The sequence below is a fragment of the Aestuariivivens insulae genome, from assembly GCF_022662195.1.
Taxonomy (GTDB): Bacteria; Bacteroidota; Bacteroidia; order Flavobacteriales; family Flavobacteriaceae; genus Aestuariivivens; species Aestuariivivens insulae.
On record NZ_JAKMCS010000003.1, the window covers coordinates 312,075 to 327,234 of the forward strand.

General features: G+C 37.6%; 9 protein-coding genes and 1 pseudogene. 5 read left to right on the forward strand and 5 right to left on the reverse strand.

All coding sequences use genetic code 11. The annotated features are described in order from the left end of the window. The first annotated feature begins 172 nt into the window (after positions 1–172). Both MR062_RS05645 and MR062_RS05650 read left to right on the forward strand, forming a co-directional pair. A complete protein-coding gene (locus MR062_RS05645; RefSeq protein WP_242203115.1) occupies positions 173–925 on the forward strand; it encodes an SDR family NAD(P)-dependent oxidoreductase in 753 nt (250 codons plus the stop codon). Between the two features lie 39 nt (positions 926–964). Beyond that, positions 965–2,098, forward strand: a complete 1,134-nt coding sequence (locus MR062_RS05650; RefSeq protein WP_242203116.1) for an ATP-binding protein — start codon at positions 965–967, stop codon at positions 2,096–2,098. 133 nt (positions 2,099–2,231) lie between these two features. On the opposite strand, the gene MR062_RS05655 is transcribed toward MR062_RS05650, so the two are convergent. From MR062_RS05655 to amaB, 5 genes and pseudogenes are all read right to left on the reverse strand, one after another. Further along, entirely contained in the window at positions 2,232–3,422 is a 1,191-nt protein-coding gene (locus MR062_RS05655) for a DUF1501 domain-containing protein (protein WP_242203117.1), read from the reverse strand. Positions 3,423–3,424: 2 nt separating this feature from the next. Continuing rightward, positions 3,425–4,801, reverse strand: coding sequence for a DUF1800 domain-containing protein (locus MR062_RS05660; RefSeq protein WP_242203118.1), 1,377 nt, complete (start codon positions 4,799–4,801; stop codon positions 3,425–3,427). Positions 4,802–4,970: 169 nt separating this feature from the next. Then, on the reverse strand, positions 4,971–5,123 hold the full coding sequence (locus tag MR062_RS05665; RefSeq protein ID WP_242203119.1) for a hypothetical protein: 153 nt from the start codon (positions 5,121–5,123) through the stop codon (positions 4,971–4,973). Beyond that, positions 5,120–5,694 (reverse strand): annotated as a pseudogene (locus tag MR062_RS05670) (zeta toxin family protein). Before MR062_RS05670 ends, MR062_RS05665 begins: the two are co-directional and overlap by 4 nt. A gap of 58 nt (positions 5,695–5,752) precedes the next feature. Continuing rightward, positions 5,753–7,306 carry an L-piperidine-6-carboxylate dehydrogenase gene (amaB, locus tag MR062_RS05675; protein WP_242203120.1) on the reverse strand — a complete coding sequence of 518 codons (1,554 nt, stop codon included), beginning with the start codon at positions 7,304–7,306 and terminating at the stop codon, positions 5,753–5,755. 237 nt (positions 7,307–7,543) lie between these two features. Between amaB and MR062_RS05680 the strand changes: the two genes are divergently transcribed. The 3 genes from MR062_RS05680 (at position 7,544) to MR062_RS05690 (ending at position 15,005) form a co-directional block, all read left to right on the forward strand. Continuing rightward, positions 7,544–8,599 carry an isoaspartyl peptidase/L-asparaginase family protein gene (locus MR062_RS05680; RefSeq protein ID WP_242203121.1) on the forward strand — a complete coding sequence of 352 codons (1,056 nt, stop codon included), beginning with the start codon at positions 7,544–7,546 and terminating at the stop codon, positions 8,597–8,599. A gap of 129 nt (positions 8,600–8,728) precedes the next feature. Further along, positions 8,729–14,290, forward strand: a complete 5,562-nt coding sequence (locus MR062_RS05685; protein WP_242203122.1) for an Ig-like domain-containing alpha-2-macroglobulin family protein — start codon at positions 8,729–8,731, stop codon at positions 14,288–14,290. Between the two features lie 352 nt (positions 14,291–14,642). Then, a complete protein-coding gene (locus MR062_RS05690; protein ID WP_242203123.1) occupies positions 14,643–15,005 on the forward strand; it encodes an endonuclease domain-containing protein in 363 nt (120 codons plus the stop codon). The last annotated feature ends 155 nt before the right edge of the window (positions 15,006–15,160 follow it).

Genomic DNA, 15,160 nt, shown 5'->3' on the forward strand with positions numbered 1-15,160 from the left:
CATTGGCAAAAAACTATCTGGTTTTAAGCACGGTGCTAATTGAGACCATTCCCAAAATGCAAAAAACAATATTACTATATTAATGTTGTTTTAAGTATTTTTATACATGAATTTCAAAGGTCAAATAAACATGATACCTAGAAATTAACAAACAAAAAGTATTGCCATAAAAATGACAAAAACTGCATTAATTACCGGAGCTACAAGTGGGATTGGGAAAGCAACTGCTTATGAATTTGCTAAACACGGCCTTCAATTAATACTATGCGGAAGACGACAAGAGCGTCTTCAATCCATTAAAAAAGAGTTGGAACCACTAACCAAAGTCCATACTTTACATTTTGATGTTAGAAATAAAACCGATGTTGAAAACGCCATCAATTCGCTTCCCAACAACTTTAATACCATCGATATTCTAATTAATAATGCAGGTAACGCACACGGACTAGACCCTATTCAATCTGGAAGTATTGAGGATTGGGATGCCATGATGGACATTAATGTTAAAGGATTATTGTATGTAAGTAAAGCTATTATTCCTCAAATGACCGAACGGCAATCGGGCCATATTATAAATATTGGTTCGTCGGCAGGGAAGGAAGTATATCCAAAAGGTAATGTTTACTGCGGAAGTAAGCATGCCGTACTGGCCATCACCGAAGGGATGCGCATTGATTTAAATCCGTTTGGGATAAAAGTAGGCGCTATAAACCCTGGTTTGGTAGAAACCGAATTTTCTAAAGTACGATTTAAAGGCGACATCATTTCAGACACGGTTTACAACGGGTTTGAAGCCTTGCAGGCAGAGGATATTGCAGAGATTATTTATTTTGTTATCTCGCGTCCTAAACATGTAAACATTGCCGATTTATTAGTATTTCCAACAGCACAAGCTAACAGTACAACCGTAAAAAAAGAGTTATAAACAACAAATCGAATTCTTAATTTTTAAAGGCCTATAGCCATGATTAACAAGCGCCTTCTTATAAAACACCTTTTAGCGCATAACGACGAAAATAGCTTTTACGATAAAAAGCGAAAAATCGATATAAGCCACAAAGAGGGCAAAGCTAAATTTCTAAAACATATTTGTGCGCTCTCCAACAGCAACCCTAAAAACAATTCGTATATTGTTATTGGTGTTGAAGATGAAGACAATCGCATTTTAGGTGTTGACTTTTTTGATGATAGCAAAATCCAAAACCTCATTAATGCCTATTTGAGTAACCCCCCTATAGTGCAATACGAAAATATTCCTTTCCCTCATTTATCTGGAAATAAAGTGGTTGGTTTAGTTACCATTAGGCCAAACAATAGTATTACATCACTAAGAAAAAACATTTGGAAGTATTATGGCGGAGCAGTGTTTTTTCGAGAAGGCAGTATGAGTATGCCCAAAGTATTTGATATTGAAGTAAAAGATATTAACTCTAAAATTGTTGCTGCCATAGAAAATAATGCGCAAAATAATATTGAACATACTTTAGATGGCGTGATTGATTTTATGAACAAACGTGTTGATTACAATCCGAGATATAAGGTGTTTAAAGAATACTTTGTGGTATGCTGGGCGGGGCAAAAAAAAGTAGTCAAGGATGAAACATTTTACTCTAGGGTAGATATAGAATTGATAAATGAACAGGTAAAGCTTTTCTTTTCTGCCTTGGATGAAGTTTCTATTGAAATAAGCAACGATAGTTTTAAAATTATTGAATACGTAAATCTTGGGCTTCAGAATACAAACAAATATTATAAACTTGAAGAAACCCTTATTTACTTCTCAGACAACGCCAATTATAATATTGAAACCAAGTTATTATTTGAGCCTCCCCAGTTTGATAAAAAAATGCTCTTTCATATTTACAATACCAATAATGCCATTTTGGAAAAATTAAAAAAAGGACTTACACTAACAAAGCATGAGGAAATGGATTTAAAAAGCTTACCATTAACTTATTTAATCTGTCATTTTAATACTTTTCCTGAAGCTATTATTAAGCTTAACGAAGCCAAACCTTACCTAAAATCTTATAATAACGACCTTTACACCCTATACAAAGAATCGCTACGCGTGCTACGAAAAGTTCAATATAACTAAATTGTAAAAACTTTACATTTAATTAACATATGTTAATTAAAATTTCTTACATTTGTACCGCTATTAATCTTTTATGATACAAACCTTGTTTCTACCGATAACCTCGGATTTGGAACAAGGTTTTTTTGTAGTATTAAATAAAATCTAAAGACGTAAAGGATCTCTTAAGCACGCTTTCATCATCGACATCTAACCATTTATTCAAAACCGTAGCGTATATGGTTCTAAAATCGATTTCGAATTTTAGGTCACCAATGTCGTCTAAATCACTTAAACTGGCCATACCATTATAAATACCTTGTTTCTTCAACTGGTCGCCTACTACAAAAACAGCATTTGCAGTACCATGGTCTGTACCAACATTGGCATTTTGCTCTACCCGTCGACCAAATTCAGAAAAGGTTAATATTAAAGTGTCTTTAAAGGTATTGTTCAATTTTAAATCGTTAACAAAGGTTTCGATTCCTTCAGCATACATTTTTAATAGCCTACCTTGTGTATTTAACTGGTTCACATGGGTATCGAAGCCACCTAGTGACGTATAAAACACTTTGGTCTCTAACCCAGAATTAATGAGTTGTGCCGTCGTTTTTAATTGATTGCCAAATTTATTATTCGGATATTCCATTTTATTTGTACCAGTTTTACTGGTTTCAAAAATGTATTGCGCCGAAGATTGCGCCTCAATCATGGTTTTGTATAAATATCCTAAATTATGTTCACTTAAATGGGCATCGTTATAATGTGTCCCTATGTTCTTGAAATAAGGGTCTTTGGAAAGGTTATACAGCACTTTAGGATTTTGCGTCGCTATACCGTTTAGATGTTCTCCTTTTAGGGCGAGCGATAAGCTATCGTCTATTTCAATTGCAGAATAAGGATGTTTTCCATATCGATCTAAATAACGGCCCAACCATCCTGTTTGGGAAAACGTATTGGCATCGCTTGCCGTTTGCCAAACATCCATCGATCTGAAATGGGAACGAACCGGATTGGGATAGCCTACATTATTAATAATGGACAGACAACCATTATCGTAAAGCCTTTTTAATGGTGTTAAACTGGGGTGTAATCCTAATTCATCATTTAGGTTTATAATCTTGTTTTGGGGAATTGCTAACTTGGGACGCGCTTTATAATACAGATCGTTTCTATAAGGCACAACCGTATTCAACCCATCATTACCTCCAGACAACTGAATAATCACCAAACGCTTATACCCCAAACGATTGCTGGCAACCTGTTCGAACCCTTTTACAAAACTTGGCACGAAAAACAAACTGCTGGCCAAAGTTGAATGTTTTATAAATTTTCTTCTATCCATAATTAACACATTTGATATTCTGGCAAGGACATGAGTTGTATACAATATTCCTGCTTAGAACCTTTATCTAAGGTATTCAAATATACGCGCGCTTCTTTTTGAATATCACAATTTAAAATATATTCGTCCATCGCTTCCATGGTGACCTCATCAAAATTTGTATTGAACACCTCCCAATTTGCAACCGTTTTTATAAATCTTCCATACTGCTTTTTAAACGCTGCTTTCTTTGTTTCCTTAAAATCTGAGGCGTTGTTTTTTGCTTTAGAGATATAAGCATTGTTCAATATTAGTGAAGGTAATTTTAAACGAAGCACAACAGTATTGCTATCAATCCAGCTTTTGCCTCCTTTCCATCCAGCAACATTTGGCGGGTGTAAAAGCATTTGCCCCAACTGCTTTTGTAAGTATAACAATTGCTTTTTGTTTTGAAATGTGAAAGGCACTATGGTATTCATGCCTACCAAAAACTCAATGGGCGACTTAATTTTCGATCCCATATTTTCCTCATCATAAAACCAATCGGACAGCAATACAAAACGCATTAACTTTTCAATATCATAATCCCCATAAAAAACAGCTACCATCTCGTTTACATGGTTTTCATTAATGGTGTCATTAACAAAATAGCGGTATACCTTTTCACAGATATACTTTGCACACTGCTTTTCTTCTAAAATAATGTCTATGATATCATCCCCTGTAAAGTTCCCTGTTTTCCCAAAAAACGTTTTATTTCCTATATCATGCGTCCTATTCCTAAATACAAATTCACCTTTTAGGTTATGGCTATAACCTGTAAAGGCCCTGGCGCTTTCTTTTATGTCTTCTTCGGTATAATGGCCTTCTCCCAAAGTAAACAATTCCATAAGTTCTCTGGCGAAATTTTCATTGGGACTTTGTTTGCGGTTTTGTTTGGTATTCAGGTATTTGGTCATCGCCGCCTCTTTGGAAATCGCTTTAACAAAATCTCCAAAATGACCAAGAGCATGTTGTCGTAATGTATTATTGAACTGCTGAATGTAAACCACGTTATTATCTTCGCAAACAAAAACATTAGCCCAGAACAGGGTCATTTTCTCCCGAAGTATTGCTTCGGAATGCTTTAACCTATTTATCCACGACACATTCAAATCAATGGTTTTCTCCCTACTTAGCTTTTGAAGTTTTTTACGGTTTTCAGCAACCATGACTTGATCGCTATTTAAAAACTTATCAATTTCTGAAGTATCAATTTTTAAAGGGATAACGTATTGAGAATCTTTAAATATTTGATTGACTATCGCCTTTTTGCTTTTTTTAGATAAGGTATCATTGGCCTCTGGTAAAATACCAAAACCAACGCGCCAAAATAAATGCTGAATGTGTTTACGTTTCATAAGCCTAATCATAGCAAGTGATGTGTTAATCCATTAGACTGAAATATGTTATAATGGTTTAACAACATGTCTATAAACAAAAAAAACCGTTTCAGTATATTGAAACGGTTTTTCTGGTAAATCATTTAAAACTTTGCCTATACTATTATGTTTTGCATAGTGCAATTTTTTATTCGGGCTTGATTTTTACGATTTTCCCATCCTTCATAATCACAAGCTCACTATTTTTCTCTTTCTTAAACTCAATAAGTCTTTCGTATACTTTTTCAAGTCCTTTTACGATTTTCTCTTTTAACTCTATTTGTTCATCTTTCTTTGTCATAACATTTTTTTTAATTGATTGAATTTATCAGCATCAAAAACCATCACTTCTTCATTTTCAATTTTTTGAGCTATTAGCTCGTGTTTTCCATAAGAATTATCAAAAATTAAGGTTCCGTCCACAATTTCAATATAAATCTCGAATAAATTTTTAATCCCTTTCAAATATCTTCTTTCGATTACGTCTGACGGAATGTTACGCCCTCCTTCTTTTACTCTCGTTTTTACCCGCTCTTTTGCTAATTCTATATTATTTAACCAAAAGAAAAGTAATGTTACAGTATAATTTTTTCTTTGGCCTTTATTATTTTCTTTTTATAGCTTCTGGTTGACAATGTCGTTTCAAATGCAAAATTTTCATTTCCTCCTAACAATTCGTTAATTCGATTTAGCATTATTCGTCCTGCTTCAAACGATACTTTTTCGGGCTGAAAAGGAGAAAGTCCTTTAGCAATTTCGTCAGCATTTACAAACTCCTTACATTCAATAATCTCTGGCAAAATTGTATAAGAAGCCGTTGTCTTTCCAGCTCCATTACATCCAGCAATTATGTAAAGGTTTTTACCTTTCATTCCTCTACAAATTTAATATTTTTTCAACAGCTATAACTTATAGACCATTATGTTCTCATTACAAATCAAACTTAATGCCCTGTGCTAAGGGTAAATCGGCAGTATAGTTTATGGTATTGGTCTGACGGCGCATATAGACTTTCCAGGCATCTGACCCCGATTCGCGTCCGCCTCCAGTTTCTTTTTCCCCTCCAAAAGCACCACCTATTTCGGCACCAGAAGTTCCTATGTTTACATTAGCGATACCACAGTCCGATCCCGCATGCGACAAGAAACGCTCTGCTTCACGTAAGTTATTCGTCATTATGGCCGAAGACAAGCCTTGTGCCACTTCATTTTGAATCGCTATGGCATTTTCAACACCTCCGGAATATTTCAATAAATACAATACAGGAGCAAAGGTTTCGTGTTGTACAATCTTAAAATGTGGTTCTGCTTCTGCAATAGCTGGCTTCACATAACAACCACTTTCGTAGCCTTCTCCAGACAGCACGGCACCTTCAACTACTATATTACCTCCTTCTTCAACAACCTGCTCTAAAGCAGCATTGTACATTCTTACGGCATCGACATCAATTAAAGGGCCTACATGATTGGTTTCATCTAGTGGATTACCTATACGCAATTGCTTATAAGCATCAACTATAGCTAGTTTCACCTTATCGTAAATAGACTCATGGATAATCAATCTACGGGTACTTGTACAACGTTGCCCAGCGGTTCCTACAGCACCAAAAACAGCACCAATAACCGTCATTTTTATATCGGCATCGGGTGTTACAATAATGGCATTATTACCACCTAGTTCCAACAAACTTTTACCTAAACGACCTGCAACTTCCTGGGCCACAATTTTACCCATTCTTGTAGATCCCGTCGCAGAGATTAAAGGTACTCTGGTGTCCTTAGTCATAAATTCACCTACTTTATAATCGCCGTTTATTAAACAGGAAATCCCTTCCGGTAAATTGTTTGCGGCAAACACCTCGGCTGCTATATTTTGACAGGCCACACCACAAAGCGGTGTTTTTTCACTCGGTTTCCAAACACAAACATCACCACAAACCCATGCTAAAGCTGTGTTCCATGACCAAACGGCTACAGGAAAATTAAACGCCGAAATAATACCAACCACCCCAAGCGGATGGTACTGCTCGTACATACGATGCCCTGGGCGTTCGCTATGCATAGTCAATCCGTGCAACTGACGTGATAACCCTACGGCAAAATCACAAATATCAATCATTTCCTGTACTTCTCCCAAGCCTTCTTGATAGCTTTTTCCCATCTCATAAGACACCAACTTGCCCAGTGCCTCTTTCTTCTCCCGTAATTTTTCACCAAACTGGCGTACAATCTCGCCTCTTTGAGGTGCTGGCATTAACCGCCATATTTTAAAAGCCGAAGTAGCAGCAGCCATAACCTGTTCATAATCTGCTTTGGCAGTTGTTTTCACTTTACCTATCAGCTGTCCATCAACTGGTGAATAGCTTTCAATTAGTTCTCCGTTTGAAAAGTTATTTGAACCTGTTGAAGTTCCTTCATTTACTGCTTCTACCCCTAGTGTTTTTAATGCTAAGTCAATACCAAAATTGGTTGCTACTGTTTGCATGAATTATAGTTTTATTATTTAAATTGGAATTATTTGCGAATATAACAATAATAAGTTGATTTTACTGAAATTCATCAATGGTAAAATGACTAACTTTATGGCCGTTGAACCTTATAAAATTTAGAAATGAAACATCCATTATTAAACTATATTCATAGCGAGAATGATAATTAGGATGTTACATACCTGCGCTGAGCTTGTCGAAGCGTGACTTTTGAAAAAAATAAATATTAACACATGAAACCTTACCTGTACTTCTTTATTGGCGTCTTACTTTTTATGTCCTGTAAGCATGAGAAAAAAACAACCTCAAACTTAAATTCAGAAGAACCTAAAAAGGCTGAATTTTCTATAGTCATTCACGGTGGTGCTGGAACCATTTTAAAACAAAATATAACTCCAGAAAAGGAAATCGCCTATCGGGAGACTTTGGAAAAGGCCATTCGAACAGGCTACGACATCCTAAAAAATGGAGGCAGTAGTTTAGATGCCGTTCAAAATACGATTAATGTTTTGGAAGATTCACCGCTTTTTAATGCAGGAAAAGGTGCTGTTTTTACACATGAGGGCACTAACGAGCACGATGCCTCTATTATGGATGGAAAGACAATAAATGCAGGGGCATCAGCAGGTACCACAACCGTAAAAAACCCTATCAATTTGGCTAGGACCGTGATGGACAATTCCCCCCATGTGTTGCTTTCGGGCAAAGGGGCCGAACAGTTTGCCAAAGCACAAGGGCTGGAGATTGTTGATCCTAGTTATTTTTATACAGAAAACCGCTTTAAATCCCTTCAAAAAATTAAAGAACAAGAGCAATCGAAATTAGACCACGATACCAAAATATCGTTTTATGATGCCGATATCAAAGATTCTAAATTTGGTACCGTGGGCTGTGTTGCTTTAGACAAGCATGGTAATTTAGCTGCCGGAACCTCCACTGGTGGCATGACCAACAAGCGTTGGGGGCGTATTGGCGATTCGCCCATAATTGGTGCTGGCACTTATGCCAATAACAATACCTGTGCCGTGTCGAGTACGGGTTGGGGTGAATATTTTATACGTGCTTTGGTGGCCCATGACATTTCGGCTCTTATGGAATACAAGGGCCTGACTTTACAAGAGGCCTCAAAAGAAGTGATTCAAAAAAAACTGACCAAACTAGGGGGCACGGGAGGCATTATTGCCATAGACCAATATGGCAATATGGTTATGGAATTCAATACCGCTGGAATGTACCGGGCTTCTATGAACAATAAAGGTGAATTGTACATTGGCTTATACAAAGACTAGTACCTTATAACTTTAAGAGTAATTTAACAAGTAGCCCAAATCTAAAGATGGAAAAATTAACGTAGTTTTAATACGGAATTCACTTACGTTTACCTTTTAAGTTTAATTTTTACAAAAACCCATCAAGCCATGCCCATACAAAAGCTTTTCCTAGTCGTATGTATTGCCTTCTTAGCAATATCCTGTAAAAAGAAAGACACCGAAACCGACAACCTTTTTAAGTTCAGGGATTATATTAGTTACACCACATCTGGAATGGTTTCTGTTGCAAGTCCAATACAAATTAGCTTGACAAACGAAGTTCAAGGCTGGACAACAGGCGACACCTTAACCGACAAACTGGTTACCATAAAACCTTCTACAGAAGGCACACTAACCGTGACCAATACTCATACGCTTGTTTTTACGCCCAACGAACATTTGGAGCCCAACACCGAATATACGGTTAAGGTAAAACTTAATGCTATTTATAAAAATATCCCGAAGGGCTACGAAAATTACACCTTTCAATTTAAGACCATCACTCCCAATTTCAATGTTGTTACCCAAAGTTTACAATCGTACAACAAGGATTGGCAATATATTGAAGGCCTTATTAAATCGGCAGACCTTATTTCAATCGATGATGCCAAACTTTTGGTAGAAGCCTCACAAAATAACCAAAAGCTAAATCTTGTTTTTAATGAATTGAATGACCATGCCAAGGTTTTCGAATTTAAAATAGACAGCATTAACAGAACGGCTGAGGATAGTGAAATCTTGGTGAAATGGGACGGAAAGGCCATAAAAGCTTCAAATAAAGGTAAAAATACGATTGCCATTCCCAGTAAAAACAATTTCACCATTACCGAAGTAAATGTCATCCAATTACCAGAACAATACCTGTCCATCAACTTTTCAGATCCCTTAAAAAAACAGCAAAATTTTGATGGTTTAGTATCCATTCAGGGTGTGCAGCATCCAAAATATGTGGTTGATGGCAATGTACTTAAAGTATATCCAGACACCAAATTGGTAGGCAACATACAGGTTGATGTATTTCAGGGCATAAAAAACACCGAAGATTATAAACTCAAAAAACCGTTTTCTGAAACGATTGCCTTTGAAGATTTAAAACCTCAAGTACGCTTGGTCAATAGCGGAACTATTTTACCAAATTCCGAAGAACTGAAATTCAATTTCGAAGCGGTGAACTTGAGTGCCGTAGACGTACGCATCATTAAAATTTTTGAAGATAATATCCTTCAATTTTTACAGGATAACAGCCTTAACAGCAGCAACAGTTATGATATTAAAAAAGTGGGGCGCCGCATTGCCAAACAAACCATTACCTTACAGACCCCCGCCGAAAATTTAGGAAAATGGAAAGCTTACAGTATCGATCTGTCTAAATTCTTTACGGCAGACCCCGGAGCCATTTACCGTGTGGAGCTAAGCTTTAACAAAAGTTATTCGTTATACAATTGTGACGCCAATCAAATTTCTGAAAATGATGATTACGACAACTATTATGATGAGGAATTTGAAGAAGGGTCTGGCGATACCAGTTATACTGAAGATGACGAATTACGTGAAGAAGCCTACTGGGACAATCTCCTCTATCGCTATAAAAATTACACATATAATTGGCGTGAAGAGAACAACCCATGCCACGATGCCTATTACAACGAAAACAGGATAGTATCACAAAACCTACTGGCTTCAAACCTTGGGGTAATTGCTAAACAGGGCACCAACAATTCCTATTATTTTGCAGTCACCAACATTTTAAACACCAATCCCGAGGCCAATGCCAAAGTGGCCCTATATAACTATCAGCAACAAGAATTAGCCAGCAGAATGACTGATGAACAAGGGTTGACTTTAATCGATTTAGATAAAAAAGCTGCCTTTGCCATCGTTTCAAAAGGCAACAACAATACTTACATTAAGCTTCATGATGGCAATACATTATCGTTAAGCAAATTTGATGTATCCGGAAACAAACTACAACGCGGACTTAAAGGCTATATTTATGGCGAGCGCGGGGTGTGGCGCCCAGGAGACACACTTCATCTTACTTTTATGCTCAATGACAAAGCCAACAAACTGCCCAAAGGACACCCAGTTAAAATGGAAATCACAGATCCCAACGGGAAACTAGTGTATAAAAACATAACCAGTGATAACCTTAACAATTTTTACAAGTTTATAGTACCTACTTCAGCCGAGGATAAAACCGGGAATTACAATGCCAAAGTATCGGTAGGCGGGGCGACCTTTAACAAAACCCTAAAAATTGAAACCGTAAAGCCCAATAGATTAAAAATTAAAATCGATTTTGAAAACGATGTCCTAACTAACAACGAACCTTTAAAAGGCAAACTCGATGTAAAGTGGCTCCATGGTGCAGTAGCAAAGAACCTAAAAGCCGAAGTTAAAGCAAAATTCAGTACCTCGCACACTGGGTTTAAAAACTATAAGGACTATATCTTTAATGATCCTACCCGTAATTTTAAGACTGAAGATATTAATGTGTTTGAAGGAAACATTAATGAAGAAGGCATTGCCAACATTAACAACAAACTAACTGTAGGCAAAAATGCTCCAGGCATGTTAAATGTTCAGTTTTTGGTTAGGGCTTTCGAAAGCGGAGGTGACTTTTCCATAGATGCCTTCACCAAAAAATATGCCCCCTATAGCACTTTTGTGGGGTTACGCTCACCTAAGGGCAATGCTTATGGCTCTTATTTTACAGACGAAAACCAAACCTTTGATGTTGTCGTGGTGGATGCCCAAGGAAAACCTGTAAAACGCGATAATCTAGAAGTTAAAATCTATAAAGTAGAATGGCGCTGGTGGTGGAATTCCTCTTACGACGATCTGTCGAGTTACGTATCCAGTAATTACCATAGACCTTATTTAAGTCGAAAAATAAGCACCAATACCCAAGGTATGGCCAATCTAAACATTAACATTCCAAACGAAGACCGCGGACGCTACCTTATTAGAATCATAGATCCCGTAAGTGGTCATGCTACAGGGCGTACGGCCTATTTCTATAAAAACTGGTGGCAGAATGCTTCTTCGGCCAATAAAGATGCCGCAAAAATGTTAATCTTTTCAGCCGACAAAGAACAATATCAAGTAGGGGAAACGGCCAAAGTTACCTTTCAGTCCAGTAGTGAGGGTAGAGCTTTGGTTAGCATAGAAAACGGCACAGAAGTTTTGGATTTCAAATGGGTGAAAACACAACTGGGTGAAACTACTGTAACTATTCCCGTAACCTCAGAAATGGCGCCAAATGTATTTATCAATATCTCCCTATTACAACCCCATGCCATGACCGCCAACGATTTACCCATACGTTTGTTCGGTGTTATCCCTATAATGGTTGAAGACCCCAATACCAGATTGGAACCTCAACTTAAAATGCCGAGTGTTTTACGTCCAAAGGAAACCTTCAAAGTAACCGTTTCTGAAAAAAGCAATAAGCCCATGACCTATACTATAGCCATGGTAGAAGAAGGGCTATTGGATTTAACTCGATTTAAAACCCCTAATGCCTGGAACGCCTTTTATGCACGGGAAGCCCTAGGTGTAAAAACTTGGGATGTTTTCGATGATGTTATTGGCGCCTATTCGGGCAGTATAGACCAAGTCTTTGCTATTGGCGGTGATGGAAGCGCTACAGCGGGAAAAAACAAAAAAGCCAATAGGTTTAAACCTGTAGTAACCTACTTGGGTCCGTTTGAACTAAAAGCTGGAGATAAAGTATCACATACCTTAAAAATGCCCAACTATATTGGAGCCGTTAGAACTATGGTGGTTGCCGGTAACCCAGAGCACGAAGCCTATGGCAGTACCGACAAATCTGTTGAAGTTAAAAAACCCTTAATGGTATTAGCATCACTGCCACGAAAATTAAGCCCTGGTGAAACAGTAACACTCCCCGTAACCATTTTTGCGATGGAAAACAAAGTAAAAAATGTTACAGTATCGCTAAAACTGAGTAACGGTATTTCGGTAGTTGGCGACTCCAAAAAATCCCTAAGCTTCACAAAACCCGATGAGCAAATGGCCTATTTTGAATTGGACGTTAGTAAAGCCAAAGGCATCAATACCGTAGAGGTAATCGCTTCAGGCCATGGTGAACAATCGACTTACAAAGTCGAATTGGATGTAGTTAACCCCAACCCAATAACTTCAAAAGCCATAGACCACACTTTAAATGCTAAAACGAAAGGTTCACTAGAATTTTCAACCTTTGGTGTAGATGGTACCAATAGTGCGACGGTGGAGTTTTCAACCTTACCGCCTATGGATTTTTCAGGGCGTTTGGCATACCTCATCCAATATCCGCATGGTTGCGTGGAACAAACCACATCCAGTGTGTTTCCCCAGTTATTTTTAAGCGATATTTTCGATTTAACCCAAGACAAAAAGCAAAGAATACAAACCAATATTGAAAACGGTATTAAGCGCTTGGCCCATTTTCAGCAGCCCAATGGAGGCATGAGCTATTGGATGGGAGAAAACTCAACTAACGATTGGGGCACCAGTTATGCCGGTCACTTTATGATTGAAGCCGAAAAGAAAGGCTTTGCCTTACCCTTAACTTTTAAAAGCAATTGGTTACGTTATCAAAAAGAAGCAGCAAGTAATTGGCGCCCTAGTTATAGACGTTACCATTCCGATTTGGCCCAAGCCTATAGATTATACACTTTGGCCTTGGCAGGAAGTCCAGATTTAGCTGCCATGAACCGCCTAAGGGAGTTTAGTGAAATTTCCAATGAAGCCAAATGGCGCTTGGCCGCTGCTTATGCCCTAGCAGGACAGCAAGAAGCCAGTGATGCCATTTCGAAATTAGCTAATATTGATTTCAAACCGGTTAAAAACAATTATTATACCTATGGCTCTGTAGACCGCAACCGCGCCATGGCTTTAGAAACGATGGTGCTTACCAAAAACCCAAAAACAAGGAAACTCGCCGAATACATTGCCAAAGATTTATCCAGCAATCGTTGGATGAGCACCCAAACCACCGCTTATAGCTTATTGGCTATGGCTAAAACGGTCAATACCAATGGCGGTAAATCCTTAAATTTAAGCTATGCCATTAATGGTAATACAGAAACCATTAACACCAAAAACGCCATTGCCCAACGTGAATTAAACATTATGGAAGGCAGCAATATATTAACGTTTACCAATAATGGCGATAACATTATCTATGTTCATGTTTTAAATTCGGGTAAATTACCATTAGGCAAAGAATTAACAGAACAACGTGGCTTGAGTGTTTCTGTAAGTTACTCTGATTTAAACGGCAATAAACTTGATATCTCTAAGCTCATGCAAGGACAGGATTTTGTAGCTAACGTAAACGTAAGCAATCTTAAAGATGAAGCTGTAAACGATGTAGCCTTAACCCAAGTTTTTCCGTCTGGATGGGAAATTGTCAACACCCGATTCACCGATTTTGGAGATACTACTACGAGTACAGCACGCTATACGGACATTAGGGACGATCGCGTTAATTTTTATTTCGATTTGGATAAAAAAGGCAAGAACAGCACCAAAACCTTTAACATAATGCTTAATGCTTCATATCTAGGAAAGTATTATTTGCCAGGCACACAAGTCGAAGCCATGTACGACAATGATTATTTGGTTAGGACCAAAGGACAATGGATAACTGTTGAAAAATAAATTAACCACCTCGTCTTCCTTTAAAAGAGGAAAATTTTAAGCCTGCACCAACTCCTTCCCTTAGCAAGGGAAGGTGGATTTGATTTCCGGTGGCTGAGCACTCGTCTGCCGGACGGGCAGGTAGCCGAAGTCAAGAAATCAAATATGGAAGGGTTATTAAAGAATAAACAAACCACCTCGTCTCTGGTTTCTTGTATGAAACCAGAGCCACTCCTCCTTAAAAAGGAGGAGAGTTATAAATCAACATTAACTAATTTCTTTAAAGGGGAGCGAATTGTAGGCTAGCTTAAACCAACTCCTTCCCTTTTAAAGGGAAGGTGCCCGCAGGGCGGAAGGGTTAAAAACAAAAACCATGAACAACAAAATCCATAATCGCAAACATTTGGAAGAAAGGAGAAAAGAATTACGCAACAACTTGACTTCAGCCGAAGCCACATTATGGAAATCATTGCAACGTAAACAATTAAAAGGCAGAAAATTTAGAAGACAGCATAGCATTAAAAATTATATAGTAGATTTTTATTGTGCCTCCGAACAGTTAATCATAGAACTCGATGGAGCAATTCATTTGGATTTCGCACAACAAGATTATGATTATGAACGTACCCTCATCTTGGAAAATTCAGGATTTAAAGTGCTACGGTTTGAAAACAAAATGATATTTGAAAATTTAACTGAAGTCTTAGAAGAAATTGCTAGACATTTTAAAGAATAAATTAACCACCTCGTCTTCATCCCATCATACTGGGATGAAGCCACTCCTCCTTAAATAAGGAGGGGATTTGAAATAAATCAACAAACACAACTCCTTCCCGGTCATTAAGCTTGTCGAAATGAAGGGAAGGTGAATTTGATTTTGGTGACTGAGCG